The organism is Alcaligenes sp. PF14, assembly GCF_037150615.1.
GTDB classification, from domain to species: domain Bacteria; phylum Pseudomonadota; class Gammaproteobacteria; order Burkholderiales; family Burkholderiaceae_B; genus Alcaligenes; species Alcaligenes phenolicus.
Map to the genome: position 1 here is coordinate 116869 of NZ_JBAGRS010000007.1, position 24975 is coordinate 141843.

General features: G+C 55.9%; 25 protein-coding genes. 12 read left to right on the forward strand and 13 right to left on the reverse strand.

Annotation, left to right across the window (positions count from 1 at the left end; genetic code table 11):
* Window positions 1–44 precede the first annotated feature (44 nt).
* The 6 genes from WFM49_RS15445 to WFM49_RS15470 all read left to right on the forward strand — a co-directional run bounded on the left by WFM49_RS15445 (window position 45) and on the right by WFM49_RS15470 (window position 6145).
* Window positions 45–1061: an amino acid ABC transporter substrate-binding protein gene (locus WFM49_RS15445; protein ID WP_035270417.1), complete on the forward strand. Its 1017-nt coding sequence runs from the start codon at window positions 45–47 to the stop codon at window positions 1059–1061.
* Window positions 1062–1159: 98 nt separating this feature from the next.
* Window positions 1160–2347 (forward strand): amino acid ABC transporter permease, encoded by a 1188-nt coding sequence (locus WFM49_RS15450; protein ID WP_022983606.1) that lies wholly within the window; start codon window positions 1160–1162, stop codon window positions 2345–2347.
* Window positions 2348–3442 (forward strand): amino acid ABC transporter permease, encoded by a 1095-nt coding sequence (locus WFM49_RS15455; RefSeq protein ID WP_009460546.1) that lies wholly within the window; start codon window positions 2348–2350, stop codon window positions 3440–3442. It begins immediately after the preceding gene.
* A gap of 60 nt (window positions 3443–3502) precedes the next feature.
* Complete coding sequence (locus tag WFM49_RS15460) at window positions 3503–4240, forward strand: amino acid ABC transporter ATP-binding protein (RefSeq protein ID WP_009460548.1); 738 nt, start codon at window positions 3503–3505, stop codon at window positions 4238–4240.
* 71 nt (window positions 4241–4311) lie between these two features.
* Window positions 4312–5301 (forward strand): Bug family tripartite tricarboxylate transporter substrate binding protein, encoded by a 990-nt coding sequence (locus WFM49_RS15465; protein WP_026484425.1) that lies wholly within the window; start codon window positions 4312–4314, stop codon window positions 5299–5301.
* Window positions 5302–5566: 265 nt separating this feature from the next.
* The gene (locus WFM49_RS15470) at window positions 5567–6145 is read left to right on the forward strand and encodes an OmpA family protein (protein ID WP_088453170.1); all 579 of its coding nucleotides are present in this window, start codon (window positions 5567–5569) and stop codon (window positions 6143–6145) included.
* A gap of 1126 nt (window positions 6146–7271) precedes the next feature.
* On the opposite strand, the gene thiC is transcribed toward WFM49_RS15470, so the two are convergent.
* The 3 genes from thiC to WFM49_RS15485 form a co-directional block, all read right to left on the reverse strand.
* Window positions 7272–9188 carry a phosphomethylpyrimidine synthase ThiC gene (thiC, locus tag WFM49_RS15475; protein WP_009460552.1) on the reverse strand — a complete coding sequence of 639 codons (1917 nt, stop codon included), beginning with the start codon at window positions 9186–9188 and terminating at the stop codon, window positions 7272–7274.
* Between the two features lie 190 nt (window positions 9189–9378).
* Window positions 9379–9756: a helix-turn-helix domain-containing protein gene (locus tag WFM49_RS15480; RefSeq protein ID WP_022983604.1), complete on the reverse strand. Its 378-nt coding sequence runs from the start codon at window positions 9754–9756 to the stop codon at window positions 9379–9381.
* A 212-nt stretch (window positions 9757–9968) separates the two neighbouring features.
* Entirely contained in the window at window positions 9969–10343 is a 375-nt protein-coding gene (locus WFM49_RS15485) for a helix-turn-helix domain-containing protein (protein ID WP_022983603.1), read from the reverse strand.
* A gap of 112 nt (window positions 10344–10455) precedes the next feature.
* Here WFM49_RS15485 and WFM49_RS15490 point away from each other — a divergent pair, with 112 nt between their 5' ends.
* A complete protein-coding gene (locus tag WFM49_RS15490; RefSeq protein WP_035270428.1) occupies window positions 10456–11217 on the forward strand; it encodes a helix-turn-helix domain-containing protein in 762 nt (253 codons plus the stop codon).
* A gap of 86 nt (window positions 11218–11303) precedes the next feature.
* Here the strand turns inward: WFM49_RS15490 and WFM49_RS15495 are convergent, their stop codons facing one another.
* From WFM49_RS15495 to rplU, 5 genes are all read right to left on the reverse strand, one after another.
* Window positions 11304–12557, reverse strand: a complete 1254-nt coding sequence (locus WFM49_RS15495; protein WP_009460560.1) for a D-amino acid dehydrogenase — start codon at window positions 12555–12557, stop codon at window positions 11304–11306.
* 129 nt (window positions 12558–12686) lie between these two features.
* Window positions 12687–13844, reverse strand: coding sequence for a glutamate 5-kinase (proB, locus tag WFM49_RS15500; RefSeq protein ID WP_026484420.1), 1158 nt, complete (start codon window positions 13842–13844; stop codon window positions 12687–12689).
* A 133-nt stretch (window positions 13845–13977) separates the two neighbouring features.
* A complete protein-coding gene (gene obgE / locus WFM49_RS15505; protein WP_009460564.1) occupies window positions 13978–15066 on the reverse strand; it encodes a GTPase ObgE in 1089 nt (362 codons plus the stop codon).
* A gap of 286 nt (window positions 15067–15352) precedes the next feature.
* Window positions 15353–15613, reverse strand: coding sequence for a 50S ribosomal protein L27 (rpmA, locus tag WFM49_RS15510; protein WP_009460566.1), 261 nt, complete (start codon window positions 15611–15613; stop codon window positions 15353–15355).
* Window positions 15614–15663: 50 nt separating this feature from the next.
* Window positions 15664–15975: a 50S ribosomal protein L21 gene (rplU, locus tag WFM49_RS15515; RefSeq protein ID WP_003801901.1), complete on the reverse strand. Its 312-nt coding sequence runs from the start codon at window positions 15973–15975 to the stop codon at window positions 15664–15666.
* A gap of 395 nt (window positions 15976–16370) precedes the next feature.
* Here rplU and WFM49_RS15520 point away from each other — a divergent pair, with 395 nt between their 5' ends.
* Both WFM49_RS15520 and WFM49_RS15525 read left to right on the forward strand, forming a co-directional pair.
* The gene (locus tag WFM49_RS15520; RefSeq protein WP_009460568.1) at window positions 16371–16574 is read left to right on the forward strand and encodes a CsbD family protein; all 204 of its coding nucleotides are present in this window, start codon (window positions 16371–16373) and stop codon (window positions 16572–16574) included.
* A 105-nt stretch (window positions 16575–16679) separates the two neighbouring features.
* Window positions 16680–16841, forward strand: a complete 162-nt coding sequence (locus tag WFM49_RS15525; RefSeq protein ID WP_009460570.1) for a DUF1328 domain-containing protein — start codon at window positions 16680–16682, stop codon at window positions 16839–16841.
* A gap of 74 nt (window positions 16842–16915) precedes the next feature.
* Here the strand turns inward: WFM49_RS15525 and argJ are convergent, their stop codons facing one another.
* Together argJ and WFM49_RS15535 are read right to left on the reverse strand one after the other, a co-directional pair.
* On the reverse strand, window positions 16916–18142 hold the full coding sequence (gene argJ / locus WFM49_RS15530; RefSeq protein ID WP_226348555.1) for a bifunctional glutamate N-acetyltransferase/amino-acid acetyltransferase ArgJ: 1227 nt from the start codon (window positions 18140–18142) through the stop codon (window positions 16916–16918).
* 94 nt (window positions 18143–18236) lie between these two features.
* Window positions 18237–18767, reverse strand: coding sequence for a MarR family winged helix-turn-helix transcriptional regulator (locus WFM49_RS15535; RefSeq protein ID WP_009460574.1), 531 nt, complete (start codon window positions 18765–18767; stop codon window positions 18237–18239).
* Window positions 18768–19500: 733 nt separating this feature from the next.
* Between WFM49_RS15535 and WFM49_RS15540 the strand changes: the two genes are divergently transcribed.
* Window positions 19501–21150: an AMP-binding protein gene (locus WFM49_RS15540; protein ID WP_009460576.1), complete on the forward strand. Its 1650-nt coding sequence runs from the start codon at window positions 19501–19503 to the stop codon at window positions 21148–21150.
* 56 nt (window positions 21151–21206) lie between these two features.
* On the opposite strand, the gene hemL is transcribed toward WFM49_RS15540, so the two are convergent.
* The 3 genes from hemL to WFM49_RS15555 are packed head-to-tail and all read right to left on the reverse strand — an operon-like array spanning window position 21207 to window position 24023.
* Window positions 21207–22490 (reverse strand): glutamate-1-semialdehyde 2,1-aminomutase, encoded by a 1284-nt coding sequence (gene hemL, locus WFM49_RS15545; protein WP_268378940.1) that lies wholly within the window; start codon window positions 22488–22490, stop codon window positions 21207–21209.
* Window positions 22491–22534: 44 nt separating this feature from the next.
* Window positions 22535–23221 (reverse strand): thiamine phosphate synthase, encoded by a 687-nt coding sequence (gene thiE, locus WFM49_RS15550; protein WP_336974189.1) that lies wholly within the window; start codon window positions 23219–23221, stop codon window positions 22535–22537.
* A complete protein-coding gene (locus tag WFM49_RS15555) occupies window positions 23214–24023 on the reverse strand; it encodes a bifunctional hydroxymethylpyrimidine kinase/phosphomethylpyrimidine kinase (protein ID WP_031233047.1) in 810 nt (269 codons plus the stop codon). The genes thiE and WFM49_RS15555 overlap by 8 nt, the downstream gene beginning before the upstream one ends.
* Window positions 24024–24163: 140 nt before the next feature.
* Between WFM49_RS15555 and WFM49_RS15560 the strand changes: the two genes are divergently transcribed.
* Window positions 24164–24328, forward strand: a complete 165-nt coding sequence (locus WFM49_RS15560; RefSeq protein WP_009460582.1) for a rubredoxin — start codon at window positions 24164–24166, stop codon at window positions 24326–24328.
* Between the two features lie 112 nt (window positions 24329–24440).
* A complete protein-coding gene (locus WFM49_RS15565; RefSeq protein WP_009460584.1) occupies window positions 24441–24962 on the forward strand; it encodes a YqgE/AlgH family protein in 522 nt (173 codons plus the stop codon).
* Window positions 24963–24975 lie beyond the last annotated feature (13 nt).

The following is a 24975-nucleotide window of genomic DNA, read 5'->3' on the forward strand; positions in this document are numbered from 1 at the left end:
TAATCTGCATCCATTTACCAAAAGTAAACAGGAGGTGATATTCCATGACCTTAGTGAAAACCATTGCATGTAGTGTTGCGTTGATGGCCTTGGCCGCTAATGCACAGGCAGGTGAAACCCTGGACTCGGTGAAGAAGAAAGGCTTTGTTCAGTGCGGTGTCTCAACCGGTATTGCAGGATTCTCGCTGGCAGACAGTAAGGGTGTCTGGTCCGGCATTGACGTGGACATGTGCAGTGCGATCGCCGCTGCTGTTTTTGGGGATGCCAAAAAATACAAGGTTACGCCTTTGACCACTCAGCAGCGCTTTACCGCCCTGCAATCGGGTGAAGTCGATGTGCTGACCCGTAATACCACCGCGACGATCTCTCGCGATACGACCTTGGGTTTGGTCAGCACTGGCATTAACTACTATGACAGCCAGGGCGTGATGGTGAAAAAATCCCTGGGCGTGAAAAGCGCTAAAGAGCTGGATGGGGCCGCTGTGTGCGTACAGCCCGGCACCACGACCGAGCTGAACCTGGCGGACTGGTTCCGTGGTCAGGGGATCAAGTTCAACCCTGTGGTGATCAACAACCCTGAAGAAGCCATGCGCTCCTTTACCTCCGGTCGTTGCGACGGCTTTACCAGCGATAAATCCCAGCTGGCAGCCATGCGTGCCGCCCAGGCTACGCCGGATGAGTTCGACATCCTGCCCGAGGATTTCTCCAAAGAGCCGCTGGGCCCATTCGTGCGTCAGGGCGACGAGGACTGGTTCACCCTGGTGCGCTGGACTCTGAACGCCATGCTGGAAGCCGAAGAATATGGCATCACCAGCGCGAACGTGGATGAAAAGACCAAGAGCGATAACCCGAACATTCAGCGCATTCTGGGCGTGTCCGGCGAGCTGGGCAAAGGTCTGAAGCTGGATAACAAGTGGGCCTATAACATAATTAAACAGGTCGGCAACTACGGCGAAAGCTTCGAGCGCAATCTGGGTAAATCGACCGCCTTGAAGCTGGAGCGCGGTTTGAATGCGCAATGGCGTGACGGTGGTGTGATGTACGGCTGGCCAGTGCGTTAAGATTTCGGTCTTCGCTGTTTGTTCTTGCGTCTGGCTTCGGCCAGACGCGCGCCACCTCGCAGGGCTACGCGTAGTGCTGCATCCACGGGTTTTACGCTATGGCACAAAATACACCTGCCGCGCCAGCCCCCCCTAAACGGCGCCTGTCCTGGAATGATCCGTTCACACGCGGCATTATTTACCAGGTGCTGATTTTGGGTGTGCTTGGCTTTTGTGTGTGGTATCTGGTCTCCAATACCTTGCACAACCTGGCTGTTCGCAATATTTCTACAGGCTTTGATTTCCTGAATCGAGAGGCTGGCTTTGCCATTGGCGAGTCGGCGCTGGCTTATAAGCCCTCGGATACGTATGGGCGGGCCATTCTGGTCGGTCTGGTCAATACGCTGAAAGTGGCGGTGATCGGCATTATTGCTGCCACCGTGTTTGGCACCTTGCTGGGCATTGCACGCTTGTCCAAGAACTGGCTGGTCTCCCGGCTGGCGGGCTTGTACGTGGAAGTGATGCGTAACGTGCCTTTGCTGCTGCAACTGTTCTTCTGGTACGCCCTGATTACCGAGACCTTGCCCGGACCGCGGCAGGCTTTGAATCCGCTGGGCGGCGTATTTCTATCGAATCGTGGTTTGAAGCTGCCCACCCTCCAGGGCGATGGCATGGACTGGATCTTCATGGGTCTGGGCCTGGCGGTGGTGCTGTGGGTCTTGATGGCGCACTGGGCGCGTCGTCGTCTGGAAAAAACGGGCCGTCCTTTCCCCACCATTCGCTTTGGCATTTTGCTGCTGGTTCTGATGCCAGTTCTGGCCTTGCTGATCAGCCCCGAACCCTTGGCGCTGGATGTGCCCCGTCTGCAAGGTTTCAACTTTGTCGGGGGCGTGACCTTATCGCCTGAGTTTGCCGCCTTGCTGGCCGGTTTGATTACCTATACCTCGGCCTTTGTGGCGGAAGTGGTGCGTTCCGGTATTCAGGCTGTGGGCAAAGGGCAGTGGGAAGCGGCGCAGGCACTGGGTCTGTCCCGTGGCCGCATGATGCGTCTGGTGGTTCTGCCCCAGGCTCTGCGTGTGATTGTGCCTCCCATGACCAGCCAGTACCTGAACCTGACTAAAAACAGTTCCTTGGCCGTGGCCATTGGCTATCCCGATATTGTGTCTGTGGTGAACACCACCTTGAACCAGACAGGGCAGGCGATTGAAGGCATTTTGATCATCATGGCGGCTTACCTGACGGTCAGCTTGTCGATCTCGATCTTCATGAACTGGTACAACAACCGAATTGCTTTGGTGGAGCGCTAAATGAGTCATACGCCTACATCCACCGTAAGCGGGCCACCGCCACTGCAGCGGGGCACCCTGGGCTGGCTGCGCCAGAACCTGTTTTCCTCTCCCTTGAACGCCATTTTGACGGTGTTGTCGGCCTGGCTGCTTTTGATGACTGTGCCAGCCATGATCGATTGGCTGTTCATCAAGGCCAATTTCGATGCGCAAACCGCGCAGGATTGTCGGGCCAGTGCGGGTGCGTGCTGGGCTTTCATTCGTGAAAAGCACCGTCTGATCCTGTTTGGCATCTATCCCTATGACGAGCAATGGCGACCCTTGTTGGCCTCCATTCTGCTGACCTTGCTGATCGTGTGCAGCTGCGTGCGTTGGTTCTGGAAACCCTGGCTGCCTGTGATGTGGCTGGTTGGCCTGACCGTCGTGGGTATTTTGATGTGGGGCGGTGTGCTGGGCCTGAGCTATGTGGAAAACAGCCTGTGGGGCGGTTTGCCGCTGACCTTGATTCTGGCTACCTTCGGCATCGCGTTCGCCTTTCCTTTGGGCTTGTTGCTGGCCTTGGGACGTACCTCGCGCTTGCCGGCCGTCAAGGCAGTGTGCGTGGTTTACATCGAACTGATTCGTGGCGTGCCGCTGATCAGCTTGCTGTTCATGTCCTCGGTAATGCTGCCTTTGTTCATGCCCGAGGGCTTTAACATCGACAAGCTGCTGCGTGCTCAGATCGCCATCATTTTGTTTGCGGCGGCGTACATCGCGGAAACTGTGCGGGGCGGCTTGCAAGCCATTCCCAAGGGACAGTATGAAGGCGCGGCTTCGCTGGGCTTGAGCTACTGGCGCACCATGCGTCAGATCATCTTGCCGCAGGCGCTCAAGATCGTGATCCCGCCACTGGTAGGCATTTTTATTTCCCTGTTCAAGGACACCTCCCTGGTCGTGATTATCGGTATTTTCGATTTGACCCAGGCGGCCAAAGTGGCCCTGGCCGATGCGGCCTGGCGCGGCTTTAGCCGGGAAGCCTATCTGTTCATCGCACTGATTTATTTTGTGTTCTGCTACTCCATCTCTCGCTACAGTCGTTCGCTGGAGCGACGTTTGCAAACGGGTTATGAACGCTGACACAGGTAGCAAAGCCTTGGGTAAGTCCCATTGCTTTGCTGGCCAGACAAGGAGTTTTGCATGGCAGACGCCATTATTCAGCTAAAGAACGTCAATAAATGGTACGGGCAGTTCCATGTGCTGCGCGATATCAATCTGGATGTGGCCCCCGGCGAGCGCATCGTTATTTGTGGGCCTTCGGGTTCGGGCAAGTCCACCCTGATCCGCTGCATCAATCGCCTGGAAGAGCATCAGAAAGGGCAGATCATTGTGGCTGGTGAGGAGCTTACCAACGATGTGCGTCAGGTCGAGGCCATTCGGCGTGACGTGGGCATGGTGTTTCAGCACTTCAATCTGTTTCCTCACCTGACCGTGATGGAAAACCTGACTTTGGGGCCGATGTGGGTTCGTCGCAAGACCAAGGCCCAGGCTCAGGAGCTGGCCATGAAGTATCTGGAGCGTGTACGTATTCCAGAGCAGGCCAACAAATATCCCGGACAGCTCTCTGGCGGACAGCAACAGCGCGTGGCCATTGCACGTTCCCTGTGCATGGAGCCTAAAATCATGCTGTTTGACGAGCCGACCTCGGCGCTGGACCCGGAAATGGTCAAGGAAGTGCTGGAAGTGATGGTCGAGCTGGCCCATACCGGCATGACGATGTTGTGCGTGACCCACGAGATGGGTTTTGCGCGTAAAGTGGCTGACCGGGTCATTTTTATGGATCAGGGCGAAATCATCGAGCAAAATACGCCTGATGAGTTCTTTGACTCGCCACGCAGTGAAAGAACGCGTGAGTTCTTAAGCCAGATCATTCATTAAGGATCAGTGGCTGCTCTGTATGGGCTGCCTTGTGCAGCCCATATGCATTTTTATTTCAAGGAAAAAAAGTGATGTTTCGAGTCTGTAAGTGGCTGCTGGCTGTCTCTGGTGTTGCGGCTGTCATGGCTGCCCCGGCTGTAATGGCGGAGGATGCTTATCCTTCCAAACCTATCCAGTTCGTGGTGCCTTATCCACCGGGTGGCCCTTTGGACAGCATGGCTCGCTTGCTGGCTGAACGCGTCAAAGGCGACCTGGGCACGGTTGTGGTGGAGAACAAGTCGGGTGCGGGTGGCAATATCGGTGCCAGCATTGTGGCCAAGGCCGCTCCGGACGGCTATACCCTGATGATGGGGGCGGTGGCGATCAACTCCATCAACCCCTGGCTGTACAAGACGGTGCCTTTTGACCCGGTCGAAAGCTTTGCGCCTATCGCCCTGGTTGCCTCGGTGCCTAACATTCTGATCGTGAACAAAGAGTTTGCCGAACAAAACAAGATTGCTTCGGTGCAGGATCTGATCAGCTACGCTAAAGAGCATCCCGGTCAAATGAACTTTGCTTCGGGTGGTAATGGCAGTGCGGGTCATCTGGCCGGTGAGGTCCTGAACACCCGTGCCGAGATCAATTCCGTGCATGTGCCTTACGCCGGTGCCAACCCTGCCAAAACGGCCTTGCTGGCAGGCCAAGTGCATTTCATGTTTGATAACCTGGCTTCGGCAGCGCCGTTGATCAAGGCAGATACCGTCAAGGCCCTGGCTGTGACGACTCTGGAGCGTTCCAGCTTCCTGCCTGATGTTCCCACCATGGAGCAGGCTGGCGTGAAGCCTTTTGATCTGGGCACCTGGTTTGGAGTGTTTGCTACGGGCGGTACACCACAGCCTGTGCTGGACAAGCTGCATGCCGCTTACTCCAAGGCTTTGATGGACCCGGCCGTGCGTGAAGCACTGGCTACCATGGGCTCGGATGTGCAGCCTGGTACCATGGCTGAGTTCAGCGAGCTTGTCAGTAATGATCTGAAGAAGTACAAAGAAGTCGTTGCCGACTCGGGTGCCGAGTTGTTCTAAGCTTTCAAGTACTTAGCCCCCAGGCAATCAGTGACTGCAGTTTGTGTGGTCGCTGGCAAGATCAAGAATTGTTAAAGAAGGCAGTGAAGTCTGTTTTGAAGTACCTGCTTGCGGTGCCTCTTGCTAGTATTGGAGGCATTCAAGCGGTCCTGGTACTTAATTTGAGATTACGGAGCCAATAATGACAATTTCCATTCGTTCTGCAAAATTAGCAGCATGTGCTGGTGCTCTTTCCCTTTTGGCCGCTTGCGGCACGATGGACAATATGAGCACAGGTGGTCGTACCGCAGTGGGTGCGGGTGGCGGCGCTGCTGTGGGGGCTGGTCTTGGGGCTTTGATTGGTGATAGCAGCAAGGCCGCCATGATTGGTGCAGGTATCGGTGCACTGGCTGGTGGTATTGCAGCGTACAACTGGTCTGGCATTAAAAAGGATGTTCAGCAGTCTGGCGCAACTGGCCTGGGTGTGGATGTGACCGAAATGCCCGATGGCAGCTTGCGGGTCAATATTCCTAGCAGTGTGTCGTTTGATACCGGCCATTATCAGTTAAAGCCTGCTTTGCTGCCTGTTCTGGATAGTGTGGCTCGCGCCATGAATCAGCATCCAGAGCTGCGTGCCAAGGCTGTCGGTCATACCGATAGCACCGGGTCGGCACAGACCAATCAAACTTTGTCGGTTAACCGCGCAAGCGCTGTGACGAATTACCTGACGCAGCAAGGTGTGGGACAAGGTCGTTTGATGGTGGAAGGCCGTGGCCCGAACGCTCCTATTGGGGATAATGCGACGGCTGAAGGCCGTGCCATGAACCGCCGCGTGGAGTTGTATTTGTACGCTCCGCAGAAGTAAGTCTCTGCTTGCCGCCTTAGGGCGTGCTGACAAAAGGCCCGGTTTTTTAACCGGGCTTTTTTTGTGTTCGATCGGGGAGGAGTGACGCGGTTTGAGGGCGGTATTCTTTGCTTGTTGTCTGTTGTCTGTTGTCTGTTGTTAGCCGTGAGCTGGCAATTGACGGTTATCAGTTGTCGTTGAGGGCGTTACCGTTGCTTGGGAGTCAGCGCTGATTATTGAGTAGAACCAGGTAGTGAGCACGCCCTTGGGGGCGGTGGGGACCCGGAGGGGCTTGAGCACTTGCCGGTGCTGCGCACCGGTCCCCTTGTCGAGGGCATCATCCGGGCGCACTCTGAACTCGCGGGGTGGTTCGTCCCCCGGACGAACCACAAGCGTCCCGCTCAAACAGCAGAGTGCTTGCACCCCGGATCATGCCCCCGCCTGCGGCAAGTACTTTGAATCGCCCCTCCGGGTGCCCACCGCCCCCAAGGGCTCATACCGTGGCTATTCAAGCAATCATGTATTGAGGGTCTGGGTCTGGGTCTGGGTCTGAGATTTGGGATTTCGGATCTTGGGTCTGAGGTTTGACGTCTGAGGAGAGAGGTCGGAGGTGAAAGGTCTCAGGTGATAGGTGATAGGTGATAGGTGATAGGTCAGAGGTCAGAGATTCGACGCAGACCAGGAAAGTGCCACACGCTATTCAAGCATACAGTTTGAACCGTCCAGAAAAAAACGATTGTGAGCCAGTTAAGCCTAGCTTCAGGGTGTCCGGGCGGTTCAGAGGGTTTGCCGCGGTCGGGAGATAGCGTAGGGGTGCAAGCATCCTGCTGTTTGAGCCGGACGCTTGTACTTGGTCCGGGGGACCAAGTACCCGGCGAGTTCAGGATGCGCCCGTAGCTATCTCCTGACAAGGGCACCGGTGCGCAGCACCGGCAAACCCTCAGCCCGGACACCCTGAAGCTAGGCTTAACTGGCGTCTTCAGCAACGATCTCTTCTGACTGTTAAACCTTGCTTTCCAATAAATGAAATGACGAAGCCCCCAAAAAGAAAAAGCCCCAGGCAGAAATAATCCACCCAGGGCTTCAACCTATCAAGGCCTGATCAAACAAAGATCATGTTCACACCAGGCCCGCATTCAACACAGCATCAAGCCTCCTGATACAGCTTGCTGCCCTGTTGAACAAACTGCACTGACATTTCCTTCATCCCCTGATCCACAGCGGACTGCTCATCCAGGCCATTAGCCTTGGCATAGTCCCGTACATCCTGCGAAATCTTCATGCTGCAGAACTTGGGGCCACACATGGAGCAGAAGTGCGCCACTTTCATCGAGTCTTTCGGCAAAGTCTCGTCGTGGAACTCACGCGCTGTATCCGGGTCCAGACCCAGATTGAATTGATCATCCCAGCGGAATTCAAAGCGCGCCTTGGACAAGGCATTATCCCGGAATGCCGCAGAAGGATGTCCCTTGGCCAAGTCCGCGGCATGTGCTGCGATCTTGTAAGTGATGATGCCGTCCTTCACGTCCTTCTTGTTCGGCAAGCCCAGATGCTCCTTGGGCGTCACATAGCACAGCATCGCCGTACCTTGCCAGGCAATCATCGCCGCACCCAAACCGGAAGTGATGTGATCGTAGCCCGGCGCAATGTCCGTTGCCAAAGGCCCCAAGGTGTAGAAGGGGGCCTCATGACAGTGCTCCAGCTGCAACTGCATGTTCTCTGGAATCAAATGCAAAGGCACATGACCAGGACCTTCAATCATGACTTGAACATCATGCTTCCACGCTACCTGGGTCAACTCGCCCAGGGTACGCAGTTCCGCGAATTGTGCCTGATCATTAGCGTCATAGCCCGAGCCGGGACGCAAGCCATCGCCTAGCGAGAAAGCCACGTCATACTGCTTCATGATCTCGCAGATGTCCTCGAAATGCTCGTACAGGAAGCTTTCGCGGTGATGCGCCAGACACCACTTTGCCATGATGGAACCACCGCGCGAAACAATGCCTGTCATGCGGCTGGCCGTCATGGGAATAAAGGGCAAACGCACACCGGCATGAATGGTGAAATAGTCCACGCCTTGCTCGGCCTGCTCAATCAAGGTGTCGCGGAAAATATCCCAGGTCAGATCTTCGGCAATGCCGCCGACCTTTTCCAGGGCCTGGTAAATAGGCACCGTACCGACAGGAACCGGCGAGTTGCGAATAATCCATTCGCGCGTCTCATGGATATTCTTGCCCGTGGACAAATCCATGATGGTGTCCGCACCCCAGCGAATCGCCCAGGTCATTTTTTCGACCTCCTCGCCAATGGTGGAGCCCAGGGCGGAGTTACCGATATTGGCGTTGATCTTCACCAGGAAGTTGCGGCCAATAATCATGGGCTCGGTTTCCGGGTGGTTGATATTGGCGGGCAAAATGGCTCGGCCACGCGCAATCTCATCACGAACAAACTCGGGGGTGACCGTGGTGGGCAAGCTGGCACCGAAACCTTGACCAGGGTGTACCTTGGTCAGGCGACGAGCCATCTCTTCACCTTGCGGACCGCTGGCGCGCAAGCTTTCAATGTATTGCTCGCGTCGCAGATTTTCCCGAATCGCCACAAACTCCATTTCGGGAGTGATGATGCCGCGCCGTGCGTAATGCATTTGCGTGACATTGGCTCCCGAAATGCTGCGTCGAGGCTGACGCTTCAACTCGAAGCGTAACGTGTCCAGTTCCGGGTCGGCCTGGCGGGCTTGACCGTACTGGCTGTTGAGTCCTGCCATCAACTCGGTGTCCTTGCGCTCGCTGATCCAGGCTTGGCGTAGCGGGGGCAGGCCTTTGCGAATATCGATCTGCACCGAGGGGTCTGTGTAGGGACCGCTGGTGTCATAAACGCTTAAGGGAGGATTCGGCTCGGCGCCGAAGTGGCTGGGCGTATCAGCTAGGGAGATTTCCCGAAAAGGCACACGCAGATCAGGCCGTGAGCCGGTTTGGTAGATTTTTCGGGAGTTGGGTAAGGGCTGGATCGCAGCCGGGTCTACGCTGGCCGCTGTGGCCGTAAAAGAAGGGGTTTTGCTTGTCATTGCAGCTCCAAAGAAATGGTGGAGCCGATATAGGAAGAAGTGCCGTGCAGGCATTGCACCTGTGGCACACGCTCCCAGCATCGGCATTATCCGTACTGGTACGAGGGTTTATCTCAACCCGCCAAATGGCGAGTACCCCTGCGTGCTGACAAGTATAGGTATCTTGGAGCTGCTTGTGGACGTATAAGGCTTATTTTCTTTTCATACCGTTGAGCAGATGACGGATGGTTTGATCCAGGTGGTCACGCTCTTTGGGTGGCAAAGCCACAATCTCGTCCACGGAAAAGCGGTTGAAGGGCCAGGTCACAATCGGTGGGCCTTCGCCGGAGTCTTGCAAGGTGGTAGCATGGGCTGCACTCAGCTCCATATTGCCCAGCCCGTTTTTCAGCCATTGAGCACTGATATTCAGGGCTTTGGCCAGATCCAGAATTTCGCGCGCGTCACGCCGCGTACCACTCTCGTAATTGGAGATGGCGCTTTGACTGAGGTTGCACAGACGAGCCAACTCGGCTTGAGAAAAGCCGCGTTGCAGGCGGGCGTGGCGGAGGCGATCAGAGAAGTGTTTCACAGTACAGATTGTTCATGGAACGCCCTGCACGATGGTTTTGAGTAAAGATGTCGTATGTGATAAAAATGTCTGGCTTAACCGGCTGAATGAAACGAAGAGAAGCTTAAGATGGGAGCAGCACCAGATTTGTCGGGTTCAAGCCTGTGCTTAAAGCTTGAATGTCAGGGGTGTTTAACAAGGCAGGCGGTATAGGCGGGTAGAACGTACGGTGCCTAGCGTTTTTTCATGCCGTCCAGTAAATGACGCAAAGTGCGATCGAGCAAATCACGTTCGCCATCTGCCAAAGCAACCACTTCATCGACGGAAAACAGACGGAAAGGCCAGGTAACAATGGGAGGACCATCCAGGGGTTCGGACAATGTGTAGCTGTCCTGCGTGAACTCCATCGTGCCGATACCCTTGCGCAACCACAAAGCGCTGACATTCAAGGCTCTGCTCAACTCCAGAATTTCACGTGCATCCCGACGAGTGCCATTTTCATAATTGGAGATGGCGCTCTGGGTCAATCCGCATAGACGTGCCAAATCTGCCTGAGAAAGACCGCGATGTTGACGTGCGTGGCGAAGGCGTTCGGAGAAATGTTTCACACAACAGATTGTTGATGTAAAGCCAAACACGATGGTTTTAATTAAAAATCACAGTCGTGATTTATACTGTCCGGCATAGTCATCAGATGTCATTATAGTTAAGGTATCAACTATGTCGGTTGCAAATGAAATTGCTGGCGGTCCTGTTGTTCTGTACCTGGCCACGGCTATCCCTGATCGAAACTTACTAGAACAACAAATTCAGGCTCTGGCAGAACGTGGTTATCGTCTTATTTTTTGTCCGGATGCGACGGCTTTGCTGCAGTTGGCCCAAACGCGGGGCCGTTACGCCGGTTCGATATGTATTGCCTGGTTGGGCGGGGCCTTGGCGGAAATCTGCTCGGCGGCCGTGCGCTTACGTATGCTGTGTCCGCAAATTGGAATCCTGATGCAGTCCGATGCGACGGACTCGGCCATGCTGCAAGCCTTGCATAGCGGCGGAGATCAGTTTTGCCCCAGGGATGCGTCTTTGGAGTTGCTGGCAGCCAGTTTGCACAGCTTGCAGCGGCGCATGATGCAGATGCCCATCATTCCTGAGCCGTCTCAGCCCCAGGAGTGGGTGCTGGATCAGGAGGGCTGGGCCTTGATATCGCCTGTCGGGATCTCGTTTAGCCTGACCAGCACGGAGCGCGCCTTCATCGTCCGATTGCTGCGCGAAGAGGATCGCCGGGCCAGTCATTACGAGTTGATGCGGGCTGTGGCTAGTAAAACGGATGTAATCAGCAATCCGCCCGGTGCTTCGCATATCAACCGCCTGGGCGTTCTGGTCAGCCGTATGAGACGCAAATTCAACCAGGGAGGCACGGTTCTGCCTATCCGCTCGATTCATAACTGGGGCTATATGTTCGCTGCTAATTGCCAGTTGCTGGCCTAGTCAGGATGTCATCAGGGCAGGGCAGTTGAAAAAGGCCCTGTCGGTTATACCGGCAGAGCCTTTGTTCATGCTGTGGGGGGCAGGGCTTAGTAGTAGCGCTGCACCGACAAGTCGTCTGCACGGATGGCAGGCTCCTTGTTGCTGATCAGATCAGCCAGCAATTGCGCACTGCCGGTAGCCAAGGTCCATCCCAGCGTACCGTGGCCGGTGTTCAGGAACAGATTGGAGTAGCGGCTACGCCCCACAATTGGGGTGCTGTCCGGCGTCTTGGGACGCAGGCCGGTCCAGAAATGCAGATCTGCATCGCTTTGGTAGCTGCCGGGGAACAGATCATTCAGGACCATCAGCAAGGTCTGTTCACGGCGGGGATTCAGGCGCTTGTTAAAGCCGACGACCTCGGCCATGCCGCCCACGCGAATGCGATTATCAAAGCGGGTCAGGGCGATCTTGTAGCTTTCATCCAGCAAAGTGGACTGAGGCGCACGCGAGGCATCCGCAATTGTGGCGGTAATGGAGTAGCCCTTTAACGGGTAGACCGGGATGGCCTGCAGGTCTTTCATCAAACCCGTAGACCAGGAGCCCAAGGCCACCACGTAGGCATCGGCAGTCAGCAGGCCATCGGAGCTTTGGACGCCGCTGATCTGCGTGCCGTTGCTGTGAATGCGCTGAATGTTCTGGTTCCAGCGGAATTCCACGCCTTCCTTCTCGGCCAATTCGCTAAGGCGGCGGGTGAACATCTGGCAGTCGCCGGTTTCATCTTCCGGGAAGCGCAGGCCACCGCTTAGTTTGTGCTCTACGTGGCGCAGAGCCGGCTCAATCGTGTGCAATTCGGAGGCGGACAGCAGCTCGTAAGGCACGCCAGCTTCTTTCAGGACCTCGATGTCGGCAGCAATGCCGTCCAGCTGCTTTTGCGTACGGAAAAGCTGCAAGGTGCCTTGGGCACGGTGCTCGAATTGAATGTCGGTCTGGGCGCGCAACTCGGCCATGCAGTGGCGGCTGTATTCAGCCAGACGCACCATGCGTTCTTTATTGATGGCGTAGCGGTCTGCTGTGCAGTTGCGCCACATGGCCAGTAGCCACTTGATTTGTGTCAGCGTGCCATCCGGGCGAATCGTCAGGGCCGGATGCTCGTCGAACATCCACTTGATGGCTTTGCGCGGGATACCCGGCGCAGCCCAAGGGCAGGCATAGCCAAAGGACAACTGACCGGCATTGGCAAAACTGGTTTCCAGAGCGGGCCCAGCCATGCGGTCGATGACCGTTACGCTGTGTCCTTGGCGGGCAAGATAATAAGCGCTGGTTACGCCTTCTACGCCAGCACCTAGCACGAGGATCTTCATACGGTTCCTTGGGCGCATCGCCCGAAAGGGAAAGTGTTGCAATCAGGCGCGCAAAAACCGCGCGCACTGTCGCAATTCGATACGTTTTATCCGTCTATTTCAACAGGCGGGCAGGGTAGGGGTCAAGGATTAGTCCTGATCCGGTGCACTGCGTGGGAACACCATATTGTTACGGTGTATCAGCTCTGTATCGTGTTCGCTGCCCAGCAATTCATTGATCAGGTGGCTGGGTTGGCCCATGATGCGGCGGGTGTCGTCCGAGGAGTAGTTGATCAGACCACGGGCGTATTCCACGCCGTGCTTATCCACGCAGGCAACGACATCGCCACGGTCAAATTCGCCTTCTACATGGGTGACACCGACGGGCAGCAGGCTCTTGTGACCGTCTACCAGCGCACGTACAGCGCCTTCGTCCAGCGATACGCGACCACGCACACGCAACTGGTCGACCAGCCAGCGTTGGCGGGCCGAGCGTACGGGCAAGGTGGCGCGCAGCTCGGTGCCGATGCGCTCACCTTGCGCCAGGCGGGACAGGACTTGCTGTTCGCGGCCAGAGGCAATAATGGTGTGGCCACCGCTTTGCGCAGCGCGTTTGGCGGCCAGGATTTTGGTGATCATGCCGCCGGTGCCGATATTGCTGCCCGAGCCGCCTGCCATGGCTTCCAGCGTCGGATCGCCCGCCTGTCCCAGCGAGATGAACTGCGCATCAGGATTGCTGCGCGGGTCGGCACTGTAAAGGCCAGCCTGGTCGGTCAGGATAATCAGGGTTTCGGCTTCGATCAGATTGGTGACCAGTGCGCCCAATGTATCGTTGTCGCCCACGCGGATTTCATCCGTGACCACCGTGTCGTTCTCGTTCACGATGGGGACTACACCCAGGTCCAGCAAGGTGTTGATGGTGCCTCGTGCATTCAGGTAGCGATGGCGGTCGGCCAGATCTTCATGGGTCAGCAGAATCTGAGCGGTGCGCACACCATGGCGGGCAAAAGCCACTTCATAGGCTTGAATCAAGCCCATCTGGCCGACGGCCGCCGCCGCTTGCAACTCATTCATGGCCTTCGGTCGGCGCGGCCAGCCCAGGCGAGCCATGCCTTCGGCAATGGCACCGCTGGAAACCAGCACCAATTGCTTGCCTTGGGCATGCAGTTGAGCAATCTGGGTAGCCCATTGCTCTACGGCATCCAGGTCAATCCCTTTGCCCTCGTTGGTGACCAGGGAGGAACCTACTTTAATAACCAATCGGCGCGATTGCGCAACGGCCGATTCAGAATGAGAAGAGTGCTGCATGACGAGTTCAGAAATCCATCGCTTGGCGTGTAAATAGAGAAAATGCCAGGAGTAGGGCGGTTGGCTTAACCGCGTCTTCCGGGCATTTTGGGGTTCAGTCCTGGAGTCTAGATCCTGGACCTGTGTAGCACGATCAGTCTGGGGCAAACCTCTCGTCGTAAATATGGGTGCCGTCGGCAATATCTTGCTCGATATGCTCTTTGCGGCTTTCTTCATCCAGCCAGGATTGCAGCTGATAGACCAGATCCTGTGTACCGACACCGGTCAGGGCGGAGATACCAAAGACCGGGCCTTCCCAGTTCAGCTCTTTGAGCAGGCGGGCTTTCAGGTCTTCCGGGTCCGAGACCATGTCCAGCTTGTTCAGAACCAGCCAGCGTGGCTTGGCGTACAGCTCTTCGCTGTACAGACGCAGTTCTTCAACAATGGCACGGGCCTCTGCAGCCACTTTGGCTACAACATCCTCGTCCGGGTCCAGGCTGGATACGTCCAGCAGATGCAGCAAGATACGGGTGCGGGTCAGGTGGCGCAGGAACAAGTGTCCCAGGCCGGCACCTTCGGAAGCGCCCTCGATCAGGCCAGGAATATCGGCCACTACAAAGCTGTGGGCTTCGGACGAACGCACCACACCCAGGTTGGGGTGCAAGGTGGTGAAGGGGTAATCCGCAATGCGCGGCTTGGCGTTGGAAATGCGGGTGATCAGCGTGGATTTACCGGCGTTGGGCATACCCAGCAGACCGACATCAGCCAGCACCTTCAGTTCCAGACGCAGCTTGCGATGCTCGCCTTCCTTGCCGTAGGTAAATTGACGCGGGGCACGGTTCACACTGGATTTGAAGTGCAGGTTACCCAAACCACCGGCGCCGCCTTGGGCCAGGGTTATTTTTTCGCCATGACGCTTCATGTCAAACAGCTGCTCGCCGGTTTCTGCGTCAAAAATCATGGTGCCAACGGGCACACGCAGGGTGATGTCCTCGCCACCCGCGCCATATTGGTCGGACCCACGGCCGTTTTCGCCGTTGCGAGCGCGGTGCAGGCGGGCGTAGCGGTAGTCGATCAAGGTGTTGACGTTACGGTCGGCCTCGGCATAAATGCTGCCACCGCGTCCACCGTCGCCGCCATTGGGGCCACCTTTTTCAATAAATTTTTCTCGGCGGAAACTGGCAGCGCCGTTTCCACCTTTGCCTGCGACCACTTCAATGGTCGCTTCGTCTACGAATTTCATGGTGATGAGTGCTGTATAGGTCCAGGGGCCGCAGAACCGTATGGGCTGCTGGTCTGGGAGCAGACCATTTTAAACAAAAACCCCAATTGCTTAGTGTATAGGAGATTGGCTTATCTGCCGGTATGTGCCGTGATAGTGGCCGATTTTTAATCTCTTGCTGTGGCCGTAGGGAGACTGGCTAAGCCGGGTGGGCGGGTTTGGGCGATGGCAGGTTGGCCATGCATAAAAAAAGCCCTGCCTAGGGCGGCAGGGCTTTTTCGCAGCGAGTACGCTTTGATCGGGTGGCTTATTCGCCAGCAACGACCGAAACGGTACGCTTGTTCAGAGCACCAGTGATGGAAAATTTAACTTTGCCATCGACCAGGGAGAACAGTGTGTGGTCTTTACCAATGCCCACGTTCACGCCGGGGTGAAACTGAGTGCCGCGCTGACGAACAATGATGCCGCCAGCCGAAATTACCTGACCGCCGTAGACTTTAACGCCCAGACGTTTGGCCTGTGAGTCACGGCCGTTCCGCGTAGAGCCGCCGCCTTTCTTCTGTGCCATTTCTTTAGCTCCTAGATGAAGAAAATACCAAATTCGCTTTTAGCAACAACTTAGGCGTTGATCGCTTCGATGCGGATTTCGGTGTAGTTTTGACGATGGCCTTGCGTTTTGCGGTAGTGCTTGCGACGGCGCATTTTGAAAATCTTGATTTTGTCGTGACGGCCTTGCGCAAGAACAGTAGCCTTGACCACAGCGCCAGCAACGAAAGGAGCACCGATTTGCAGTGCTTCACCTTCGCCGACGGACAGAACCTGGTCAAGCGAAATTTCTTGCCCAATGTCTGCCGGTATCTGTTCTATTTTGAGTTTTTGGCCAGCAGTAATGCGATATTGCTTACCGCCGGTTTTTATAACCGCGTACATAGGGAATCCCTTAAAGAGTTAAACAGGCATCGCGTAAAAGGCCAATAACAGCCCGCTGTAATGCCATCTAACATAAAAAAATCTTGACACGCAAAATGCCAAGCAAAAAATAATAGGATAAAAAGGCTTTGCTGTCAATGGCTTGGGCCTTCTCCTGTCTGTATTTTGCATCCAATCCTTTCGTTTTTCACTGGGTAGGCAGGGTAGGCCCCTTGTCTTGGGGGCGTAAAGGACGTGTGAGGGGACCTGCCTCGTCCAGAACAGGGCATATCGCTAATTTGTTACATTTCTCCTCAATCTGTGGCCTTTGAGTGGCTCGCCTTCCGCTACGGTAGAGCTGTTGCGTTCACAGAAGCGTAAGTCATTTATTTTTCGGACCTACTAAGGGGAAGCGTATGAATAAGGACACGATCGAAGGCAAATGGAAACAACTGGCTGGTAAAGCCCGCAGCGTCTGGGGCGAAATTACGGATGATGAGTGGGCCAAGGTGAAAGGGGATGCCACGCAATTGGCCGGTCTGGTGCAAGAGCGCTATGGCCGTACCCGCGAAGAGGCGGAGCGCGAGGTTAAAGACTTCTACGACAAGTACGACCGTTAGCGGGTGGGAACCTTTTTTTGTCTGTAGGTATTTCATGAGCTGTCGTTGAGATGGTCCGTCAGACAAGGTGCTGTCCCTGTACGTACTGATGATGAGGAGAATCGTATGCTTTACTACGCCGTAATCTTTTTTATTGTAGCTATCGTGGCTGCTGTGCTGGGTTTTGGTGGCATTGCCGCTGGTGCTGCTTCGATTGCCAAGATCCTGTTTGTCGTGTTCCTGATTCTGGCGGTGCTCTCGCTGGTCAAGGGCATGGGCAAGAAATAGAACAAGCCCGCCAGTGGCGGGCTTGTCTGTATGTCAAAACCGTCTCCACCGATTGGGTAGAGACGGTTTTTTTATCAGGAGCGGTAGTCCGCGTTGATAGTGACGTACTCGTGCGAGAAGTCGCAGGTGTAAACCGTTTCGCTGTGTTGGCCACGGCCCAGAGAAACACGTACCAGAATTTCGGCTTCCTGCATGACGCGCTGGCCATCTTCTTCCTGGTAGTCGGGGTTGCGGCCACCGTCCACGGCCACCAGCACATCGCCTAGCCACAGACGCAATTTGCTCACGTCCAGATCGCTAATGCCGGCGTAGCCAATGGCGCACAGAATACGGCCCAGGTTCGGGTCGGAGGCAAAGAAGGCTGTTTTCACCAGAGGTGAGTGAGCGATGGCGTAAGCCACTTTCAGTGCTTCTTCGCTGGAGCCGGCGTCATCAACCTGAATGGTCATGAACTTGGTAGCGCCTTCGGCGTCACGCACGATTTTCTGGGCCAGTTCGCGCGAGGCGTCGACCAGGGCATCCAGCAAGGTGTTGTAGTTCGGGTCTGCAATCGACTCTACCGTGACACCGCTTTGGCCGGTTGCCATGATGATGAAGGAGTCGTTGGTGGAGGTGTCGCCATCAACCGTAATGCGGTTGAAAGAGCGGTCCGCTGCCAGACGGCACATATCGCGCAGCAGTTCGGGAGCAATACCGGCGTCCGTAGCCAGGTAACCCAGCATGGTGGCCATATTGGGGCGAATCATGCCCGCGCCCTTGCTGATGCCGGTCAGTGTGATGGTTTTACCCGACAACTGGATTTGACGAGACACGATTTTGGGTTGCGTGTCGGTGGTCATGATGCTGTGAGCAGCATTGAACCAGTTGTTGTCGGCCAGATCGTTTACCGCCGCAGGCAGAGCGCCCAGCAGGCGATCCATGGGCAGAGGCTCCAGAATCACACCGGTGGAAAAGGGCAACACTTGCTGGGGCAGGATGTTCAGCAGGCGCGCGGTTTCCGTGCAGGTTTGCTGTGCTTTTTCCAAACCAGCCTGACCTGTGCCAGCGTTGGCATTGCCGGTATTGATGACCAGGGCGCGGATGCCATCGTGCGTAGCCAAGTGCGCTTCGCACACTTGTACTGGAGCAGCACGGAAACGGTTGGTGGTGAATACACCGGCCACGCTGGTACCGGGGGCCAATTCAAACACGGTCAGGTCGCGTCGGTTGGCCTTGCGAATACCGGCTTCGGCAATACCGATTTTGACACCGGCAACAGGGTGAATATCAGATTCAGAGGGGATGAACAGATTGACGGCCATGACGCGATCCGAAAAACAATGTTAAAGGCGGCTCAAAGCAGTAATGATACTTGCTTTGAGCCGCCTGAGCATATCTTTGGTCGCGCCGGAGCGCTTAGCTTTCGCGAGCAGCCATGGCCACGTTGTTGCGAGTGATCAGCTTGAGTTCGCCCAGGGCTTCAAACAGGTTGACGCGTGCTTTTTCCGACAGGTTGGCAAACATCTCTTGTAGCCACTGTTCGTGGGAGGCAGCCATTTTCTTGAATTGGCGCTTGCCCTTGGGTGTCAGGCGGATCAGGGAGCTGCGACGATCGGTGAGCACCTTGATGCGTTCGACCAAACCTTCTTTTTCCAGCTGATCGGTAATGCCCGTGATATTGCCGTTGGTGACCATCAGGTGACGGGACAGCTCGCTCATTTTCATGCCAGCGGGCTGACGCTGCAATTGAGCCATCAGGTCAAAACGGGGCAGTGTGGTCGTGTGCTCGGTACGCAGGCGACTGCGAATTTCGCCTTCAACCAGATTGGTGCAGGCCATCAAGCGCAGCCACAGGCGGGTGTCGAAGTGGTCGTCGCTATGGGCACGGCTTTCCAAGTCGGGAGCGGCATCGGCGACGGCGGAAGCGGGGATATCGTTCATGATCATAGATAGCTTGCCTTAATGGTGCATGTCCAAAATGTTTAGCTTTGAAGGACGCAGACCGCAGCCATGAGCAAGCTGGGTTAGCTTGGTGGGTATCTTAGGGGCTGGTTCGAAGTTTGACATTGCGACAGATCAAAGTAAATTCGTTTTTAAGCTTAAATTAATCAACTTGATAGAAAGCACCGGCAAAGCAGGCAAAGCATTGGGTAAGGAAATGCAAACTCTTGTCTGCTATTTACTTTTAGGGTCACGGCTTTGAATAATCTTCGGACGGCACTCTAACTTTGATCCGACACGATAAGCTGGCTAAATTCAAGTGATTATTTAGTTGAAGTATAAGGCATTTGCCTCTGTATCGCCTGTTCGCTTAATCACTTTTCTGCTTTTTTTGATACTTTTTTTTGTTTCAAAAATAATGCCTGCCGTAATTTTTCTTAATTGAAAAAAATGCATGCTGAAGATCGATTTATTTCTTATATCCTGAAATTCATTATTGAATTTTGCGTTGCGCAGGCAAGGGCCTCAGAGGAGCCGGGATCAGTCTAGGATACCCCTTGAAACAGCGGAGGATGATGCGCTACTGCGGATAACCCGTAGTCGGGATTGCTGATACTGGAGCGTTTTTTTTGCTAATATCCTTTAGAACTAAACAATATAGACCTTGCCAATTTGGCTGGCGCCTTTGATGGACCAAGGTCTACGCCTGAGTGGGGCGTAATCTACGCAGGAGATAAGGATGGAACGTTCAGCGCACCTTGATACCTTTGCACGCGACAATCTGCCACCCATGGAGTGGTGGCCAGAGATGTTGCTGGAAGGCAATCCGGATGTGGACTATCCCGCTCGTCTCAATTGTGCCGTGGCGCTGTTGGGAGAGCAGGTAGCAGCGGGGCATGGTGATCGCGTGGCTTTGCAGTGGGCACAGGGCGATGAGAATCGCAGCCTGACCTACAAGCAGCTGGACGTGCTGACCAACCGTATTGCTCATGTTCTGGTTGAGGACATGAAGCTGGTGCCCGGCAACCGGGTTTTGCTGCGTGGTCCCAATAACCCCATGATGGCCGCCTGCTGGTTGGCCAGCATCAAGGCCGGTCTGGTTACGGTTCCCACCATGCCTTTGTTGCGGGCGGTGGAACTGAAGACGATTCTGGACAAGGCCGAGATTCATGCTGCCTTGTGTGACGAGCGCCTGCGTGAAGAGCTGGAACACTGCATGGACTCCACGCATGATTCCTACACGCCTGCTCTGAAGCAACTGCTGTGCTTTAACGATGAAAGCGCCAAGGGTCTGGAAGCCTTGTTGGCTGACAAGCCCGAAGAGTTCACCGCTTGCGATACGGCGGCTGACGATGTTTGTCTGATCGCTTTCACCAGCGGCACGACCGGCCAGCCCAAAGGTTGCATGCACTTCCATCGTGATGTGCTGGCAATGTGCGATACCTTCTCGCGTCACGTACTGCGTTTGACCCCGGATGATGTGGTCTGCGGTACGCCTCCTTTGGCCTTTACCTTCGGCCTGGGCGGTCTGCTGTGCTTCCCGCTGCGTGTGGGCGCATCCACTGTCCTGCTGGAGCGTCTGACGCCTTCCGATCTGCTGGGCATGATTGATCGCTTCAAAGTGACCATGAGCTTTACCGCACCCACCTTCTATCGTCAGATGGCTGGTTTGGTGGATCGTTACTCCTTGGCCAGCTTGCGTGCCACCGTGTCGGCAGGCGAAGCCTTGCCAGATGCAACGCGTCAGCTTTGGAAGCAGGCCAGCGGCATCGAGATGACGGACGGCATTGGCGGTACGGAAATGATTCACGTGTACGTGTCCAGCCCACCTGAAAAAGTGCGTGCTGGTGCCATTGGCCAAGTGGTGCCCGGATATGTCGCCACGATTCTGGACGATGATCTGAATCCGGTGCCAGTCGGTACGGTAGGCCGTTTGGCCGTAAAGGGGCCAACAGGCTGCAAGTACCTGAACGACGAGCGTCAGAAGCAGTTTGTTCAGGGCGGTTGGAACTTCCCTGGCGACACCTTCAAGATGGACGAGGACGGCTACCTGTATTACCAGGCTCGTAACGACGACATGATTGTTTCCTCGGGCTACAATATTGCCGGTCCTGAAGTGGAAGGCACCTTGCTCAAGCACGAGGCTGTGGCCGAGTGTGGCGTTGTAGGTGCCGCCGATGAGGAACGGGGCCAGATTGTGCAGGCCTTCATTGTGCTCAAGCCTGGCTTTACCGGAAACGACGAGCTGAAAAAGAAGCTGCAGGATTTTGTGAAAGAGAACGCAGCGCCGTACAAGTATCCACGCGCCATTGAGTTCGTGACTTCGCTGCCTCGTACCGAGACAGGGAAGTTGCAGCGCTTTGTCTTGCGGCAGATGGCGCAAGACTGATTGTTCAGAGCATAAAAAAAGCGGGCATATAGCCCGCTTTTTTGTGTCTGGTACTTTTAGTTTTTGAAGGTGGCAAAAACTTCGCGTGCCGCTTGCACAGTGGCGTCGGTAATGTCCGGGGTGTGCTGCACCGAAACAAAACCTGCTTCAAAGGCCGAGGGTGCGAAGTACACACCCTTGTCCAGCATGGCGTGGAAGAACTGCTTGAAGCGCTCGATGTCGCCAGCCGACACTTGGGCCAGGGAGGTGGGCACGGTTTCGCTGAAGTAGATACCGAACAAGCCGCCCTGGTGGTCTGCCGTAAAAGGTACGCCTGCTTCTTTTGCAGCGGCCTTCAAGCCCTGGATCAGCTTGGCGGTGTTGGCTGTCAGGGTGTCGTAGAAACCGGGTTGAGCCAGTTTCTTCAAGGTTGCCAGACCCGCGGCCACAGCAACAGGGTTACCGGACAAGGTGCCTGCCTGGTAAACGCCACCGACGGGAGCGACGCATTGCATGATGTCGCGACGGCCACCGAAAGCACCGACGGGCATGCCGCCACCAATCACCTTGGCCAGGGTGGTCAGGTCAGGACGAATGCCGGTCAGGCCTTGCACGCCTTGAGGGCCAACACGGAAGCCGGTCATGACTTCGTCAAAAATCAGTACGGCACCGTATTCGGTGCACAGTTCGCGCAAGCCTTCCAGGAAGCCGGGGGCTGGGCGCACCAGGTTCATGTTGCCGGCAAAAGGCTCAACGATAATGCAGGCGATTTCGCTGCCTTTCTGTTTGAAAGCATCGCGCACGGCGTCCAGATCGTTGTAGTCCAGCACCAGGGTGTGGCCGACAAATTCGGCTGGCACGCCTGCAGAGGTGGGGTTGCCAAAGGTCAGCAAGCCGGAACCGGCTTTGACCAGCAGACTGTCAGCGTGGCCGTGGTAACAGCCTTCAAACTTGATGATGGTGTTGCGGCCGGTAAAGCCACGGGCCAGACGAATGGCGCTCATGGTGGCTTCGGTGCCGGAGCTGACCAGACGCACTTGCTCGATGGACGGCAGCATCTTGGTCAGGGTTTCAGCCAGCACGACTTCGCCTTCGGTAGGCGCGCCGTAGGACAGGCCGTGTACGGCGGCTTCCTGTACGGCCTTGATAACGTCCGGATCGGAGTGGCCCAGAATGGCCGGTCCCCAGGAACCCACGTAGTCCGTGTATTGCTGGCCGTCTGCATCCCAGATGTAAGGGCCCTGAGCGCGTTCGATAAAGCACGGGGTGCCGCCCACGGAACCGAAGGCACGGACGGGCGAGTTGACGCCGCCGGGGATGACTTTGCAGGCACGTTCAAAAAGTTCGGAGTTACGGGACATGAGGCAAGAATCCAGATGTGAAAAGGTCAAGGCCAGGCAAGGGATCAGCGCACAAAGCGCGATGAGTCCTGGGCGTGAAAGTAGTCGGTAAAGCGTTGCGCCGTGGCGCGTATATCGCTGGTTTCAAACAGGCTGCTGATAACGGCAACGCTATCGACCCCTGCTTCCAGCAGTTCGGGCATTTTCTCGGGTGTGATGCCGCCAATCGCAACAATGGCAGCACGCCGTCCCTCGTGTTCTTGTTCTTGGCAAAGTAGTCGAGCTTGTCGCAAGGTGTTCAGTTCAGCCGGGGGGGCTTCGGGTTTGACGCTGGAAGGGTACATGGCCCCAAAGGCAATGTAGTCTGCATCGTCTGTCAGGGCCTGGCGAGCCAGATCCAGACTGTTATAGCAGGAGCGTCCCAGCAGGGCTTGCGGCCCCAGTGCCTGACGGGCCTGGGCCAATTCGCCATCGCTTTTACCCAGGTGCGCGCCTTGCACATCAAACTCTTGCGCCCAGCTCCAGTGATCGTTCACCAATAGTGGCAGATCCAAAGACAGGCACAGCTTGATCAACTCTTTGAGTTGTTGCTGGCGGATTGGTTCCGGGCCGTTCTTGCGACGGAACTGCAAGACCTGCAAACCCCCTTCGTGAGCGGCACGCACTGCGTTCAACAAGCGGGCGGTGTCGTCCCATTCGGGAGTAATGCCGTATAGACCGGCAGGAAAGCGCAGGGTGGTGGTGTCAGTCATTTTGGGGAGCAACAGGGTTGAACAGGCGGTGGCCCATACCGGGCTGGAAGGTGTCACTGGCACGTGCCTGCAGGTGCAACAAGGCTGATTCTACCGCGTTATCCAGCTCGTGGCCTTGAGCCAGAAAGCTCAGGCAGGCGGTAGCCAGCAAACTGTCTATGTCCTGCTGACGCAGGCCGCCATCCAGCGGCATGCTGTAGTCCAGACGACCGTGATGTCCCTGAAAACGCGTGTGCCATTGTCCGGCAGCACCGGGGACGCCGGTGACCAGTACGGCATTGGCTCCGTTGTTCAACAAGGTTTCCACGGCATCGGGGGTGTCGCCCAGCAGCTCGTCGGCCTGCCAGCGCTCCAGGCTGGGGTGGTCGATCAATAATAAGGAGCTCAGGGGCAGGAGCAGGCGTAAACTGGCATCAAGAGCATCGTCCGCATCCAGTTCGTCCAGGCCGGTGGGCATGGCGCTCAGGTGCAGGACCAAGGGCAGTTCAGGGTAGTCGGAGCAAAGCTCGGCCACCATGCTGGCGATTTCAGGACTGTAGACAGGACCGCACTTGATGGCCTGAATGTTCATGTCCTCCAGCAAGCAGCGCGCCTGGTCGTCGGCAATGTCCTCTGCCAGGGTCTGAATGTTTTCTTGCTGCGCGCTATCGCGCACCAGCAAGGCGGTGGGCACGCTGACGATATGGCAGCCCAGATGAGCGCCAGTGATGGCATCGGCGGGCAGGTGGGCACCGCCGCTGGGATCATAAGGAGCCAGCACGAGCGCCAGAGCAGGACTTGAATTTTTGATTTCAGCAGCCATCTTGTCTTGGTTACCCATGCAGGGCCGGCAAGGCTCTGGATGTCACGGGTTGAGTAATTTAGTAATATGAACCCCATTTTAATGGATTGCCCCGATTTGCACGCGGATCGGACTATGTTTACAAATACAGTAGGAATACTATGCGTACGTGGATGTGCCTGATTTGCGGCTGGATTTATGATGAAGAAGCAGGTTTGCCTGAGGAAGGCATTGCGCCGGGCACACTCTGGGAAGACGTCCCTCCGAACTGGGTCTGTCCCGAATGCGGCGCTCGTAAGGAAGACTTCGAAATGATCCAAGTGTGATCATCTCAAGTTCCAAGGTGGTTTGTTTTGACGGGAGGTGTGTATGAGTGCCACTAGCCAGTCCCCGCTAATCCAAGAAAGCGCTGATCTAACGCACCACCTGTTACTTGCCATGCCCGGTGTGGTTTCGGGCAGCTTGGCCGACACGGTGATTTATGTCTGTGAACATAATGAACAAGGTGCCTTGGGCCTTGTTATCAATCGACCAACGGATCTGAGCCTGGTTGAGCTCCTGTCTCGTATCGAGGTGGATGTGGAAAACCGGGCTGATCTGGCCGCGACTTCTGTCTACTTCGGTGGACCGGTGCAAACGGATCGCGGCTTTGTTCTCCATGATTCCGATAAAACCTATACCTCCAGTCTGGGGGTAGGTGATCTGACTCTGACTACTTCGCGGGACGTACTGCAGGACGTAGCCCAAGGCCAGGGGCCAGTGCATATGCTGGTCACGCTGGGTTATGCCGGTTGGGCTGCGGGCCAGCTGGAAAGCGAGATGGCCGACAATGCCTGGCTGAGCATCAAGGCTACCCATGAAATCCTGTTTTCTACCCCGGTTGGGGAGCGCTATGATCGCGCCCTGGCCTTGCTGGGAATCAGTCCTTTTACCCTGACAGGTGCTGCGGGCCATGCCTGAACACGAAACACCG